At 43.9% G+C, this 14,641-nt stretch carries 15 protein-coding genes; 6 read left to right on the forward strand and 9 right to left on the reverse strand.

The annotated features are described in order from the left end of the window. The first annotated feature begins 3 nt into the window (after positions 1-3). Positions 4-1,002 carry a zinc-binding dehydrogenase gene (locus tag AAA942_RS02065; RefSeq protein WP_338218567.1) on the forward strand — a complete coding sequence of 333 codons (999 nt, stop codon included), beginning with the start codon at positions 4-6 and terminating at the stop codon, positions 1,000-1,002. 2 nt (positions 1,003-1,004) lie between these two features. Here AAA942_RS02065 and AAA942_RS02070 read toward each other — a convergent pair whose 3' ends face one another. Further along, positions 1,005-1,334, reverse strand: a complete 330-nt coding sequence (locus tag AAA942_RS02070) for a tetratricopeptide repeat protein (RefSeq protein WP_338218568.1) — start codon at positions 1,332-1,334, stop codon at positions 1,005-1,007. A 74-nt stretch (positions 1,335-1,408) separates the two neighbouring features. Between AAA942_RS02070 and AAA942_RS02075 the strand changes: the two genes are divergently transcribed. From AAA942_RS02075 to AAA942_RS02090, 4 genes are all read left to right on the forward strand, one after another. Next, complete coding sequence (locus AAA942_RS02075) at positions 1,409-2,146, forward strand: electron transfer flavoprotein subunit beta/FixA family protein (RefSeq protein ID WP_338218569.1); 738 nt, start codon at positions 1,409-1,411, stop codon at positions 2,144-2,146. A gap of 35 nt (positions 2,147-2,181) precedes the next feature. Further along, positions 2,182-3,150 carry an electron transfer flavoprotein subunit alpha/FixB family protein gene (locus AAA942_RS02080; RefSeq protein WP_338218570.1) on the forward strand — a complete coding sequence of 323 codons (969 nt, stop codon included), beginning with the start codon at positions 2,182-2,184 and terminating at the stop codon, positions 3,148-3,150. Positions 3,151-3,155: 5 nt separating this feature from the next. Beyond that, on the forward strand, positions 3,156-3,755 hold the full coding sequence (locus AAA942_RS02085) for a bifunctional nuclease family protein (RefSeq protein ID WP_338218571.1): 600 nt from the start codon (positions 3,156-3,158) through the stop codon (positions 3,753-3,755). 82 nt (positions 3,756-3,837) lie between these two features. Further along, positions 3,838-5,121, forward strand: coding sequence for a NupC/NupG family nucleoside CNT transporter (locus tag AAA942_RS02090; protein WP_338218572.1), 1,284 nt, complete (start codon positions 3,838-3,840; stop codon positions 5,119-5,121). Positions 5,122-5,411: 290 nt separating this feature from the next. Here AAA942_RS02090 and AAA942_RS02095 read toward each other — a convergent pair whose 3' ends face one another. The 4 genes from AAA942_RS02095 to mnmA all read right to left on the reverse strand — a co-directional run bounded on the left by AAA942_RS02095 (position 5,412) and on the right by mnmA (position 10,204). Further along, positions 5,412-6,350, reverse strand: a complete 939-nt coding sequence (locus tag AAA942_RS02095) for an IS256 family transposase, variant Zn-binding type (RefSeq protein WP_445083330.1) — start codon at positions 6,348-6,350, stop codon at positions 5,412-5,414. A gap of 271 nt (positions 6,351-6,621) precedes the next feature. After that, entirely contained in the window at positions 6,622-8,082 is a 1,461-nt protein-coding gene (locus AAA942_RS02100) for a M28 family peptidase (protein WP_338218574.1), read from the reverse strand. 45 nt (positions 8,083-8,127) lie between these two features. Then, entirely contained in the window at positions 8,128-8,844 is a 717-nt protein-coding gene (locus AAA942_RS02105) for a pseudouridine synthase (protein ID WP_338218575.1), read from the reverse strand. Between the two features lie 148 nt (positions 8,845-8,992). Further along, positions 8,993-10,204: a tRNA 2-thiouridine(34) synthase MnmA gene (gene mnmA, locus AAA942_RS02110; protein WP_338218576.1), complete on the reverse strand. Its 1,212-nt coding sequence runs from the start codon at positions 10,202-10,204 to the stop codon at positions 8,993-8,995. Positions 10,205-10,373: 169 nt separating this feature from the next. Here mnmA and arfB point away from each other — a divergent pair, with 169 nt between their 5' ends. Then, positions 10,374-10,793, forward strand: coding sequence for an alternative ribosome rescue aminoacyl-tRNA hydrolase ArfB (gene arfB / locus AAA942_RS02115; protein ID WP_338218577.1), 420 nt, complete (start codon positions 10,374-10,376; stop codon positions 10,791-10,793). On the opposite strand, the gene AAA942_RS02120 is transcribed toward arfB, so the two are convergent. The 4 genes from AAA942_RS02120 to AAA942_RS02135 form a co-directional block, all read right to left on the reverse strand. Then, on the reverse strand, positions 10,794-11,630 hold the full coding sequence (locus AAA942_RS02120; RefSeq protein ID WP_338218578.1) for a hypothetical protein: 837 nt from the start codon (positions 11,628-11,630) through the stop codon (positions 10,794-10,796). Between the two features lie 149 nt (positions 11,631-11,779). Then, positions 11,780-12,211, reverse strand: a complete 432-nt coding sequence (locus tag AAA942_RS02125; protein ID WP_338218579.1) for a CHY zinc finger protein — start codon at positions 12,209-12,211, stop codon at positions 11,780-11,782. 48 nt (positions 12,212-12,259) lie between these two features. After that, on the reverse strand, positions 12,260-12,838 hold the full coding sequence (locus AAA942_RS02130) for a DUF3347 domain-containing protein (protein WP_338218580.1): 579 nt from the start codon (positions 12,836-12,838) through the stop codon (positions 12,260-12,262). 24 nt (positions 12,839-12,862) lie between these two features. Beyond that, the gene (locus tag AAA942_RS02135; protein ID WP_338218581.1) at positions 12,863-14,635 is read right to left on the reverse strand and encodes an efflux RND transporter periplasmic adaptor subunit; all 1,773 of its coding nucleotides are present in this window, start codon (positions 14,633-14,635) and stop codon (positions 12,863-12,865) included. Positions 14,636-14,641 lie beyond the last annotated feature (6 nt).

The raw sequence follows: 14,641 nt of genomic DNA on the forward strand, positions 1-14,641 counted from the left end.
TTCATGAAAGCAGTAGTTCTTAATCAGGTTTCTGAGGCTAAAATACAAATAGTTGATCTTCCAAAGCCTTCAGTTGGTGAAGGTGAAGCTTTGGTTCGGATTCATGCGGCTGCGCTCAATCATAGGGATGAATGGAGCCGAAAGGGCCTTTATCCTAATTTGAAAGATGGAATTATTTTGGGTTCCGATGGTGCAGGTGTAGTGGAAGCAGTCGGGTCTGACCAGGATTCAAAATGGCTTAATCAGGCGGTAATCATCAATCCGGCACTTTTCTGGGGCAATGATCAAAAAGCCCAAAGCAGACAGTTTGAGATTTTGGGCATGCCCCGAAACGGGACTTTTGCGGAATATGTCGCAGTGCCTGTAGATCGATTGGTTCCCAAACCTAGTCACCTTTCTTGGGTGGAAGCCGCGGCACTTCCATTAGCTGGACTAACTGCCTATCGGGCCTTAGTCTATCAGGGGCAAGTAAAAACCGGTGAGCAAGTGTTAGTGACCGGGATAGGAGGCGGAGTAGCTCAATTTGCTGCTCAATTTGCCCACGCGCTAGGTGCCCAGGTTTTTGTATCAAGCAGCCAATCCGAAAAGCTTCAAATGGCAAAGGAATTGGGTTTTCGGGGAGGATTTAATTATCGGGAAAAGGATTGGGTTTCTCAGGCTCTTGAGCTCACAGGAGGCTTTGATCTGATCATTGATGGAGCTGCGGGTGACGGGATAAATGATCTGATTCAGGCTTGCAAACCGGGGGCAAGAATCGTGTTTTACGGAGCCACAGCTGGAAATCCAGGTAAATTGGAAGCCAGACGAATTTTCTGGAACCAACTGAAAATCATGGGATCTACCATGGGTTCGGACGAGGATTTTAGATCCATGATTGACTTGGTAGAGTCGCACCAGCTTCACCCTACAGTGGATCAGGTTTTTCCACTGAGTCAAGCCGTGGATGCTTTTGATCGCATGAAAGCCGGAAAGCAGCTTGGGAAGATTATCCTAAAGCCCTGAATCTAATCTTCAGTTTCGAAAAGAAAGTTTTGATAGGCATTGTTTAGCTCTTGCTGTGCTTTCAAGTTGTTTTGGGATTTTGCAAGGCTTATTCCTTTTTCAAAAAAGTCTTTTGCGGAGTCTAAATCCCCATTTTCCCAATGAAAATGAGCTCCTGCAAAATACATAGGCAGGTATTCTTCATGGTTTTTGCGAAGAAACATAAATAGGTCTTGAGTCTCCTTGGGATCAATTTGCTGAATCTCCAAGGCCAAAGCATAATAGTTGAAAGGGTTTTCTGCTTCTTCAAGAATAAATTTTCTCAGCGCCTCAATCCGGGCCAAATTGCTCATGAATTGTTTTTTTAATTAGCCTTTGCCTGTTATTTTCACGCAAAATAAATCTAAAATAATCTAACTCTAAACCAATGAAGATTCTTGTTTGTATCACCCACGTACCGGATACGACTTCCAAGATTCAGTTTACTGCCGACAATACCAAGTTTGATACCACAGGAGTGCAATTCATCATCGGACCTTACGATGACTATGCACTGGCAAGAGCCGTAGAGCTCCGAGACCAGACCGGTGGAAAGCTGACCGTTTTGAATGTAGGTGAAGCTGAATCAGATCCTACCCTTAGAAAAGCATTGGCGATTGGCGCTGATGATGCTATTCGGGTAAACTCTTTCCCAAAAGACTCTTATTTCGTAGCGCAGCAAATCGCTCATTATGCCAAAGAAGGTGGCTATGACCTGATTTTGATGGGAAGAGAGTCTATTGATTTCAATGGAGGAATGGTCCATGGAATGGTTGGAGAGCTATTGAATATGCCTTCTTTTTCTCCGGTGATGAAGTTGGATGTCGAAGGAAATACCGTAAAAATGGCCCGTGAGATCGAAGGAGGAAAAGAGTATTTGGAAGCACCGCTTCCACTTATTGCAGGCTGCCAGGAACCTATCGCAGAGTGGAAAATTCCAAACATGCGAGGAATCATGTCTGCCCGAACCAAGCCATTGAATGTGGTGGAACCGGTATCACAGGATACGCAGGCTGAAGCCAAAAAGTACGAATTGCCGCCGGCAAAAGGATCTGTCAAATTGGTAGATAAAGACCAGGTAGGAGAATTGGTGAAGTTGCTGAAAAACGAGGCAAAAGTACTTTAATTTAATTTATTCAAAATATTATAAATCAAGATATTATGTCAATTGTAGTATATATCGAGCACGCAGAGGGGAAAGTAAAGAAAACCAGTTTGGAGGCGGTGTCATTTGCTAATGCTTTGGCAGCCCAAACCGGAGAAGGGGATGTGGTAGCCGTAGCTTTGGGAACTATAGCATCTGAGGAACTGGCTGCTGTAGGAAAGGCTGGAGCTGCTAAAGTACTTCATGCAGGAGACGACCGACTCACCGCTGGAGTGATTCAAGCCCATGCTTCTGCTGTGGCACAAGCTTTTAAATCTGTAGGAGCAAAAACCTTGGTTTTGGCCAAATCCTCTCTCGGGGATGCTGTGGCAGCTCGCTTGGCAGTCAAACTAGGAGCAGGATTGGTTTCCAACGTTGTGGAATTGCCTCAGACCTCTGGTGGATACACGGTAAAAAGAAGCATTTACACAGGAAAGGCTTTTGCACAGACTGAGGTGACAACTGAGAATAAAATCCTTGCTATCAAAAAGAATGCAATTGACCTTAAAACCGACGGGGCGGATGCAGCTGTAGAAACTTTTGCAGTGGATATCCCTGAATCTGACTTTGCTTCCAAAATTACCTCTACTGACCGAGCTACAGGAGAAGTCCTTCTTCCGGAAGCGGATATTGTAGTATCAGGAGGCAGAGGAATGAAAGGTCCTGAAAATTGGGGAATTATCGAAGACCTTGCCAAAACATTGGGGGCGGCCACAGGTTGTTCCAAGCCCGTTTCTGACATTGGATGGAGACCTCATCACGAGCACGTAGGTCAAACCGGTGTAAAAGTTGCCCCAAGTTTATATGTCGCTGTAGGAATTTCAGGAGCGATTCAACATCTTGCGGGGGTTAACTCTTCGAAGTGCATCGTGGTAATCAACAAGGATCCTGAGGCGCCATTTTTTAAAGCAGCCGATTACGGAATTGTGGGAGATGCTTTTGAAGTGGTACCAAAACTGACCGAAGCACTTAAAGCCGAACTTTAATTTTTGTGGAAAAACACATAGAACTGGAGATTCTCGGACTTTCGTCCAATCATTCCCAATCAGGGTCATTTACCTTGGTTATGGGGGAAGTCGAAGGCAATAGAAGATTGCCTATCGTGATAGGAATGTTTGAAGCTCAGGCCATTGCCATTGAGATTGAAAAGATCATTCCCAATCGTCCCATGACCCATGACCTTTTCAAATCCTTTGCAGAAAGCTTTCATTTTCAGATCGATAGAATCTTGGTCTCAGATATGAAAGAAGGGGTTTTCTACGCTAAAATCATCTGCAAAAGTGAATTGACTGTGGTCGAGATCGACAGCAGGCCTTCTGATGCGATTGCGATTGCGGTTCGATTCAATGCTCCGATTTTCTGTGCTGAAAAAGTAATGGCTGAAGCTGCTATTGAATTTACTGAAGAAGATCGAAAGATTGCTGAGAAGGAAGAGGCTAAAGCCCCTGCTCAAAAAGTGACCACTCAAAAAGAAAGTTCCCTCAAAGATTTTAGCTTGGACAAGTTGAATCAGATGCTGGAAAAGGCAATTAACAATGAGGATTATGAAAAAGCAGCCCGGATAAGGGATGAAATCAACAAAAGAAACTAAAAACGGAAAGTCCTGAGAAATCAGGACTTTTTTTTGGTTTGGCTTTCGCCTATTTTTAGCCCTTCGATTCAAAAAATACCCGATGGATTATTTAAGAGGGGCCTTTGGCTTAGCTATAATTATTTTCCTTGCCTTTATTTTTTCAAACAATCGCAGAAAAATAGACTGGAGGCTAGTCATCATTGGAATTTCCCTTCAATTGGTTTTTGGTTTTCTGATCACCAAGGTGGAGTTTGTCAAAGACGGATTCCAACTCCTCTCAGAGGGATTTGTAAAGTTTTTGAGCTTCAGTGAAGCAGGTGCAAGATTTATCTTCGGTGATCTGGCAGGTGATAGTTTTGGGTTCATTTTTGCCTTCAAAGTTCTCCCTACCATTATCTTCTTCTCTACCGTTTCTTCAGGGCTTTACTATTTGGGCATTTTGCAAAAAATCGTCTACGGCATCGCTTGGGTGATGGCTAGAACGATGCGGCTTTCTGGTCCTGAGTCACTTTCAGCTGCAGGAAATATCTTTCTTGGTCAGACAGAAGCCCCTCTTTTGGTGCGTCCCTTTATCCCTCAGATGAGTAAATCCGAATTGATGTGTCTGATGACCGGGGGGATGGCTACCATTGCTGGGGGAGTTTTGGCAGGGTATGTTGCTTTTTTGGGAGGAGATAGCCTGGAGGAGCAAAGTAAGTTTGCAGCATATCTGCTTGGAGCATCCATTATGAATGCACCGGCAGCGATTGTTTTGTCCAAAATTTTCATCCCAGAGACAGAAAAGGAAATCAAGCAAGACAAACTGGAAGTCAATGCTGAAGCTATGGGGGTCAATCTTATCGATGCCATGTCGATCGGAGCAGCGGAAGGCTTAAAGTTGGCTTTGAATGTGGGAGGGATGCTTTTGGCCTTTATTGCGGTCATTGCCGCCATCAATTATGGGCTAAGCGGATTGATCGGTGAATATACCGGACTGAATGCGTGGGTGGCAAGTACAACTGGAGGTCAGTTTACCGGCTTCTCTCTGGAATATATCTTCGGTCAGATTTTCAGAGGATTCGCTTTTGCCATCGGGGTAGAATGGACAGATACCTTGCAGGTGGGCAGTTTGCTGGGACAAAAAACCGTGATTAATGAATTTGTGGCTTATCTGAACCTTTCTGAAATGAAAGCTGCAGAAAGCCTCAGTCCAAAATCGATCGTAATTGCTACCTATGCCCTTTGCGGCTTTTCCAACTTCAGCTCCATTGCCATCCAATTAGGTGGGATTTCCATCATTGCTCCCAATCAGCAGGGGAATCTAAGCCGTTTGGGCTTAAAGTCACTGATGGCTGCTTCTTTGGCTTGTCTAATGACGGCTACGATAGCTGGGATGCTTTTTTAAAATAGATATTAGACACAAGACACAAGACGCAAGACAAAAGAAATAAGACTCGGACAGAATGTTGGAACTTAGGTGACTAGATCTAACTCGATTCTATGGTGCATTGTGGTAATGTGGTCAAAAATAGTTGGTGACTTTGATCGAAAAATTTCATAACATGCCGCGCAGGTTTGAAGAGGACGTAAGCTCTGCTGAGGAGCAACTTACCAGCAATAGAATCTGCCAAGTGGAATGAAGGGGCTTCGTTTTTCGGAGCCCTTTTTTCATGCTTCATTCTTCTTGTTCTATGGCTAAGAAAACCTTTTTCTTCCGGAGTTTTTGAAGTACAGATACCACCTCAGAAAGCTTTTTCTGTTTCCGGTTGAAAGACCTCGGTGGATATTCAAATTGGTTTTTAAATGTCCGAAAAATGACTCCAGCCCATTGGTGGATTTTGGGATTCTGGGGTTGTCCAGGTAGGCAAAAAGGTTGGGCAAGGCGCTTTTCAAAACCGAGAAGGAACGTCTCAACAGTTTGTGTTTATACCAAAACTTTCCCGTAATGGGATTGACCGTTTTTTCATGGACAAACTCATGGTGTCGATGATCCCAGTTAGCCAGTTCGAGCAGCCAATAACTGAGTTCCTGTTTGGACTTGATCAGATGTAGGGTAGAGACAATTTTCCGAAGTTCCTGACCGGGAATACTCTTTGGACGGCTGGAAAGCCATATTCTACACATTCGCTGCACATGGATCACACATCGCTGAAGGGTGACTTGGGGACAAACTTTGCGGATCGCTCTGAGCAATGCGCGATGTCCATCACAGGTAATTGACTCGATCTGGACTCCAAGAAGCAGTAGATTTTCCAGGTCTTCTTTGAGCTCTTCGTATCGTTCTCCATCGCTGAACCGATAGAGCTGGGTGAACTTGATCGTGTTGTCCCGGTACAAAATCAAGCATAAATCCCTGCTAAAATACGTGCCGTCAATGAGTAAATTCACCCGCTCGGAAGGGTAGACACTCAGCATCGGCGGTTCTTTCAGATAGCCTCTGAAAAGTCGCTGAATCGTGCTTTTGCTCAACCCAGTTTCAACAACCAACTGTTCAAAAGTACGTTTCCCGTCTATCCACTTTTTGAACCAAACAAACTGGTTGCTTTTGGCTACAGAAGGGTTCGAACCCGTGAAAAGAATGCCGCAATTTTTACACTTATACCGCTGCTTGCCAGCCTGCTTTCCCCACTTGATTGAGTCAAGAAACCCACAGGCCCAACAACGCTTTTTTTGAAGTTTTCATGAAACAAAAAAACCTTATTGAAATCGGTTTCAATAAGGTCTTTGTAATTAATTAAATATCAGGACATTAGGAGGCTTTTCACCAACTATTTTTGACCATTAGATCTGCATTGTGCAATTAAGGAAAAAGCCAGAATCACTTCTGGCTTTTATCTTTTAATCACTTAATGTTTGATTTTATCAAAGTCTATTGTCTTATGTCTAGAATCTAGTGTCTCCAATTCTACTTTCCATACAACTGCTTTCCTGCTTCCTCATACTTGTCGCCTTCTTTCCACTGAGGTTGTTGGTCCCAATTGGCGATCTTTTGGGCAGCTAGGATATAGGATTTCCAGTAGGTCTGAGCGTAATCCAAATCAAAATTATCCACCTGATCTCCTGGCTTGTGGTAATACTTATTTATTTGATCGTCAAAAGCCGTAAAACCCAAGGAAAAAGTAGGTGCTGGAATTCCCTTTCTGGCAAAGTTCACGTTGTCTGAACGGTCATATAATCCCTGCTCGGGAGCAGCATCGGCAATGGCTTTTACTCCAAACTCAGCCACAGCCTCCTCAATCAGAAAATCAGCTGTAGTTCTGCCCAAACCGATCACTGTGATAACAGAGGTATCGTTGTACCCTCCATTGTCAATATTGAGGTTGTACACAATTTGATTTAAAGGAATCAGGGGGTTATTGGCAAAATAAGCACTTCCCAAAAGGCCTTTCTCCTCGGCAGTCCAAAGCGCGATAATAAGTGATCTTTTAGGTGGATTTTTTGCAAAATACTTGGCTGCATTCATTACCGCTACTGTTCCCACAGCATTGTCCCGAGCGCCATTGTAGATCGAATCGCCTTCTGCATCCGGAGTACCTACGCCCACATGGTCATAATGAGCCGAAAGAAGCACGTATTCATTTTTCAAAACCGGGTCTGTTCCTTCGATCCAAGCCAATACATTTTTACCTTCCACAGACTTATTTACTTTCCCTTCTACTTGTGCAGTGGTGGTTTGAAGCGCATCACCAGTCAGGGTATTTTTGGAATCTTCCACCCATACATAGGGAAGATCACTTGCAGCACCCTGATCCAAGGTCATTTGGGTTCGGTTCAGAAAGTTGGAAAGCAATTGCCAAGGAATAGAAGGAATATTAAATCGCTCAATTAGGGCAATTGCACCGGCTTCCTGAGCACGCTTGGTCTTTTCTCCACCCAAAGCGAAAAGATCGGCAGGGGCCATACGATTGGGAGCGCCTACATTGGCAATGGCAATTTTGCCATTTAGATCTTTTCCCTGAAAATCTTCCTCCAATCCAAAGCCTACATCAACCAGCTCATAGGATCCTGAAAAGGATTTTCCATCCAAGACCAGCATATTTTGCCCTTGAGTGAAAGTCTTGTCTCCAATCTGGATCGAACCGCTTTTGGGAGGAGAAGACATTCTAAATGGAATGTTTTGGTAGTATCCGTCAGCACCGGGTAGGGGCATGGCTTTGTAGCTTTCCAACTGCTCAGCGATATACGTGTAAGCCAAGGCCATTTCCGGTCTGCCCGGGTCACGTCCCATCAATTCATTAGAAGCCAAGTAGGTAAAATGCCCAATCGCTTCTTTTGGCTTAAAATTTTTCTCGATCTCTTTCTTTTGGGCAAAAGTCAAAGTGCCGAAAGTTAAGACCAATCCTAGGGTAATTAAGGGTTTTAGCATATTCGGATAGTTAAACGTCGGACGAATCTAACCAAAATCCGGGCTTTATTTTGTTACCGTTAAAATTTCATTTGGATTCCAGTCCAAAATCTTCATGATTGTTCGGAAATGTACAGGAGGAGGGCAGGAAAGGCTTATTTTTTCCAAAGAAATGGGATGGACAAAGCTAAGCTTCCAGGCATGAAGAAGGAGGTTTTGGAGTCCAAATTGCCTTTCGAAAAAGATGTTTTGCTTATTGTCGCCGTGTTTTTTGTCTCCGATAATGTAATGGCGGATATGGGCCAAGTGTCGCCTGATTTGATGGGTTCGACCGGTCAACAACTCCACTTCCAGAAGACTGTATCTGCTAGTGGGGTATCTTCCTGTGGAATTGAAAGGGATTTCAGCCTTTGCCTTGACCTTGTATTTGGATTGAGCCTCCTGAAGTTTTTTGGATCGTTCACTTTCCAGAGGATGGTCGATTAAACCTTCCTTTTCTTTGGGAATTCCCCTGACAATAGTCAAATAGGTCTTCTGAACCTCTCTTTCCATGAATTTGGCTTTGAGCTGAGGCAGGATTTCTTCATTTTTTGCAAAAAGTAAAACCCCGCTTGTCGCTCGATCCAATCGATGGACCGGGGCAACCCAAGAACCGATCTGATCCCGAAGCTGAATCAATGCATTCTCTTCCTCACCAAATGCCTGACGGGTGCGGTGAACCAGCAATCCTGCAGGTTTGTCAATGATTACCAGATTTTCGTCTTCAAAGAGAATATTAAGCATTAGGTTCTAGCCACGGTGGTGCAACGAAAGAAAGGAAGAAGAAAAAACTATTTCCCACAGATATTCACAGATAAAAAACACAGTTCAAACAGATTTAAATATCCGTGAAAATCAGTGATTTTTTCTGTGCGAATCTGTGGGAAAATATTCAAAAGATGGTCCCTGAACCGATACATTCTTCTCTCTGATACCAAGCCACAAATTGACCGGAAGCAATTCCCTTTTGTGCATTTTCGAAGATCACATACAATCCATTTTCCTTCCGTACCAAAGTTGCTTTGCTTAGAGCTTGCCTATAGCGAATTCGGGCTTCGTATTCTGCAGATTCTCCTGGATTTAGGGCCAAATCTTCCCGAATCCAATGGATTTGGTCGGTTTTGACAAAAAGTCCAAAACGATTCAGTCCAGGATGGTCCTCACCCAATCCGGTGTAAATGACATTTTGTTGTGTATTGGTTTCGATGACGAATAAAGGCTTACCTGTTCCGCCCACTTGAAGTCCTTTTCGCTGACCCACTGTGAAATAATGTGCGCCATTGTGCTCTCCCAATACTTTTCCCTGCTCTGGCTGGTAGTGGATCGGCAGACAAATTGTATCCAGTGTTTCCTGATCCCAATCGGGTGGTTCGATCCCTGCTGGAACTTTTACCTGATCATATACCGGGAGGTTTTCTGGGATTTGAATGATTTTGCCCTTTTTGGGCTTGAGTTGTTGCTGAAGAAATTCAGGAAGCCGTACTTTTCCAATAAAGCAAAGGCCTTGAGAATCCTTCTTTTCGGCAGTGATCAAATCAGCCTCCTTGGCGATTTCCCTTACTTGTGGCTTGTGCAAATGACCGATGGGAAATAGGGCTTTGGCCAATTGCTCCTGAGAAAGTTGACAGAGGAAATAGCTTTGGTCTTTGTTAGGATCTGCTCCTGCAATCAATTGATAAACGGGTTTTCCATTGACTTCAATTTCCCGCTTTTGGCAATAATGACCTGTCGCTACAAAGTCTGCCTTGAGCTTTTGGGCTGCTTTTAAGAAGATATCAAACTTGATTTCCCGGTTGCAGAGAATGTCAGGATTGGGAGTACGCCCGGCCTCATATTCTGAAAACATGTAGTCCACGATCCGCTCCCGGTATTCTTCGCTGAGATCGATGGCTTGGAAGGGGATTCCGAGTTTTTCGGCTACCAACATGGCATCTGTGGAGTCCTCCATCCATGGGCATTCGTTGGAGATGGTGACGGATTCATCGTGCCAATTTTTCATAAACATGCCGATGACCTCATAGCCTTGGTCGATGAGAAGTTTGGCAGCTACACTGCTGTCTACACCGCCGGAAAGTCCGACGACTACTCTAGGTTTTGTCTTCATAGGTAATAATTAATGGATTCAAGGTCCATTAGGTTACGGGAAGGAAACGATTCCCGGGGTGGGAAAAGTTCGTAAAGGTAGTTTAAAACAGTTGGAAGGTTGCAAAGTGGAATAGTTGTAAAGTTGTTGGTTAACTTTGCCACCTTTCTACCTTACAACTTTTAACCTCATGTATTCCCTCGATCACCGAATCCAAAACGGCTCATTCTTACCAGAATTGCAGTTTCAGACTGCGAGAAGCAGTGGACCGGGTGGGCAAAATGTAAACAAGGTCGAAACGAAGGTTCAGCTCAAGTTTGATGTAAATAACTCTCAGGTTTTGAGTGAGGAGGAAAAATTGACTTTGCTTCAAAAAGCTTCCAATAAGATCGATCAGGAAGGATTTCTAAACCTTTCCTCTCAAGAAAAACGATCCCAGATCCAAAACAAGGAACTAGTAATCCGCAAGTTTTATGATTTGCTGAAGACTGCTTTTCACAAAAAGAAAATAAGGAAAGCCACAAAGCCGAGCAAAGGAGCAATTGAAGGTCGGCTAAAGGCTAAAAAAGCCCAAGCGGATAAAAAGGCCAATCGGGGCTGGAAATGGTAGTTAATAACATTGAGGAGCGTTCTCTCCGTCATTGGTACGGAAATATCTTTCTCCATTAAGAAAGAGTTTTTCATCTTGGTATCCTAATCGATATTCTCTCGTTTCTCCAGTTGAGAAAGTTAATCTTAGCGTTGGGCTTCCATCAGAACCGACCACTATATCCCAATTTCCATTTCCTTGAGATCTTCCGGGATTGGTTTCTAGACCATCCATTACCACTATATCAGATCCGGAATAATTGAAAAATCCCTGCGGACATAAGTCTATAGTTCTTTTGGTAGAGATCCCTCCAGATATACCACCTTCCACATAGCTTGGGGAATTGTAGCTATAGATGTAGCTCAATCTCCAGCCTGAGAGGAAGGATTTCCATTCGGCCAACTCGGAAGTACGATCCACCTTGGTGAATTCAAAGGAATCTGCTAACTGCTTTCCAGCACTTTTAAGTGATTCCGAAAACTGCTGGGGTTGGGCAGCTACCAAGATGGTAACTCCCAGACCTCCGGTGGGGTTTTCCAGTGCGATAATGTAGGTTTTGGCGGGATTACCCTCAAGCGTCCCTTGATAATTGCCGGCGATGGAATGCGGTCCGATGTTTTCCAGATTTCCGACTAACTGCAAAGAAGTCCCCTGACCATCATTGATTCCCTGACTGCCCTGTGCCCTCAACTCGGCCATTTTTTGATTATGGGTGGAAATCAAAATAATCCCGGGGATACTCAGACTTTGGAGAAGTACACCTTCTCCATATTCTTGCCCTTGCCAACCATCAGGAATAATAAATGCCAAGCCAAGTTGATCGTACTTGACTCTGTTGTTTTGCTGCGAAAAGGACATAGTTAAACAGGTTAGGTAGAAAAATAAAAGGAAAGTATATTTCATATCTTTCTGATTTATAAGTATATAAAAGATAAAAAAAAGAATTTTCTTATAAAAAACTCGAAAAAAGAAAAAATATAAATCCCTCATGAATTATCAAGAAAAGGTTATTTGGAATCAATTTCAAAATATAAGTGGTAATGCTTACTGCAGCCTGGGTTAAATGCCGACTGGCAGTGAGGACAGGTATTGTTGGAATCCATGTAACCTTGGATCGTTAGTTCATTTCCACAGACTCCGCAAAGAATGGCCTTTTGGTCGAATTCTTTTTTTGTCCAAACTTTATGCTCGTGATCTGCTTCTTCTTCATGGCAGGAAAAGCAAGGATAGTACTTGTCACAGCATTTGAATTTGATCGCTATGATATCCAAATCCGAATGCCAATGCACACAGCGGGTTTGGTTGTCCACCGGCTTGCCAAAGACGTTGATTCCCTGAATTTGGGAGACTTTGAGGGGTTCTAGCACTTTCTCCTGAGCTTTTGCTACAAGTCCAAAAACCAAAAGAAAAGATAGAATGAGAGTGATTTTGAGTTTCATTTGGTAAAATTAAAGGGCGAATCCAAATCTTGGATTCGCCTCATTTTTTTATTTCATGGAAATTGTTTCTTCCACTCGACCACAGGTCAACATGGAACTTCCAAATAAAGGATTTTTGATGTCTTCATTGGCGCTCAGCCACATTCCGCCAGTATTGTTTTTATACATGGGGCAATACTGATGGTAGAGTGTCCGGTCGGTTCCGGCGATTTTCAAGAAATCCTTCAGCGTCACACTCAAAGCCTGAAAGCTCTCCCTCTGGGCTATTATATCCTCAGTAGCCAGTTTTTCTGCAAAAGCAGTGGCTTCCACTTGCAGTCTTTCCAATTCTTCCGAATCTTCCGCTTCTGTTCTGGAAATATCAAATGACTTTAGCGCCGAGACTAAGGTTTGGCTTTTGGAAGCGGCTTCTGAAGCATTATCACTTACCAATGCATCTTTCACAGCGAGGTAGGAATCAATGATAGGAGAAGAGGCAGCCGAACTAACCCCAGCACTTGTGGAAGCTGCAGAAGCATCTCCAGAGGCATGATCCATGGTGTGTTCCTCGAGGTTTTCCTCTGTTTTTCCACCGCAGGAGAATAGAATAACTGAGAGGGCGAAAGCAAATAAAAGGGACTTTTTCATAGGTATTTATTGAATTGATTTGAATTAATGATTATGTGCTGATGCTGGGTTTGATATGTTTTGAGACAGATTCATCACCTGTTGGCCTTTCAAGTAAGTTTGTTTGACTTCTCCACATGTCAGCATGGAAGCCCCGAAATAAGGGTTGGTAATGTCTTTTTTCTCCGAAAGCCAATACGCTCCTTGATCTCCAAAGGCCATCGGGCAGTAATCTTTGTACACTACCTCTTTATTGATTCCAAAGGATTCGGTCATTTCCAGAATATGGTAAGAAAGCATGGAAAAGTGTTTTCTGGCTTCCTCAATCTCCTTGGCTGTTCCCATTTTGGCTCTGGCATCTTTCATTCCTTGGAGGATTTCCATCCAGCGTTCATGGGCTTGGTCTTTTACTAAAGTCATATTCACCTTTGAAAGACTTAGATCCAAGTCAGATAAGGCTTTTTGTGCATCAGTTAATTGGTCTTCCACTAGCTTGTTTTTCACTTGGAAGTAAGAATCAGCCACTGCGGTGATTTGATATCTGAATTCTTCCGAAACCTCCATCGACTTCGTTTCCGGACGATTCATCATGCTAAACTGCCCCGAAAGCTGAGCTGCTGCATCTATGGCAAAAGCTCCGTTGGTTACTATTTCCTCCCCGGTTTGCAAGCCGGATTCGATCAGGTAGTTTTCCCCCATTCTCGCTCCCAAGCTTACCTCCCGCATTTCAAAAGAAGGCCGTTCGGCTGCAGGTACTTTTACATACACCACAGAACGCTTTCCTGACCAAAGTACAGCCGTACGGGGAACCGTTATCTCAGCAGTTGATTTTCCTGCTTTGGTTTGAATCTTTGCCGTGACAAACATTTCCGGCTTGAGTTTTTGGCCTGTATTGCTGATTTCAGCACGAACGGAAGCTGCCCGGGTATCGGGATTGAGTAGAGGATCAACGAATGAAACCCGAGCTTTGAAGGTTTCCCCCGGCAATCCTGCAACGGTAAAGTTGATCTCATTTCCAACCTGAATGAAGTTCAAGTCTGATTCGTAGGCATCCAAAAGAACCCAAAGTGAATTGAGATTCACCACGTTGAAAAGCACCTGACCAGTGGAAACATAGTCTCCTACAGAGATATTTCGTTGCGTCACCACGCCACTTTGGTCCGCCAATAAATCGATTTGGTCTTTGACTTGTCCACCCTGTTCGATCTCCTGGATTTGATTTTCAGTAAGTTTCCAAAGGCGGAGTTTTTCTTTTGCGGCTTGGTACAATTCTGGAAAACTGCTCTTGCTTTTGGCAGCTTCCAAAAGTTCTCTCTGTGCGGTAAGTAGTTCTGGCGAATGCAAAGTGGCCAATTTTTGTCCGGCTTTGACTTGTGCACCGGTAAAGGTGACAAAGAGTTTTTCTATTCTTCCCGGGAATTTGGCAGTCACAGAAGCATTTTCACGCTCATCTGCCTGGATTTTTCCAGTAAGGAAAATCTCTCTGGAGGAATTGGCCCCACCGACTTTGGTCGTGTGGATCTGAGCCAAAGCTACAGCCTCAGGAGTCATTTCATAGACCAAGGGGTTTCCTGAACCTGAAGGCATTTGCGATGCAGGAATCAAATCCATTCCGCATATCGGGCAGTCTCCGGCTTCACCCAATTTGATCTGGGGATGCATGGAGCAGGTCCATAGGGTAGATGCACCGGATTCAGCATTATGATCGTGTGTTTCCTCTTGGCGAGATCCTGAGGGCTTCAGAATCCAGCCAATCAATCCTCCCAAAATCAGCATGGAAAGGATCAGCACCAGTTTATTTTCAAATAGACTTTTCATCGGATT

It is taken from the genome of Algoriphagus sp. oki45 (assembly GCF_036245605.1).
GTDB lineage: Bacteria > Bacteroidota > Bacteroidia > Cytophagales > Cyclobacteriaceae > Algoriphagus.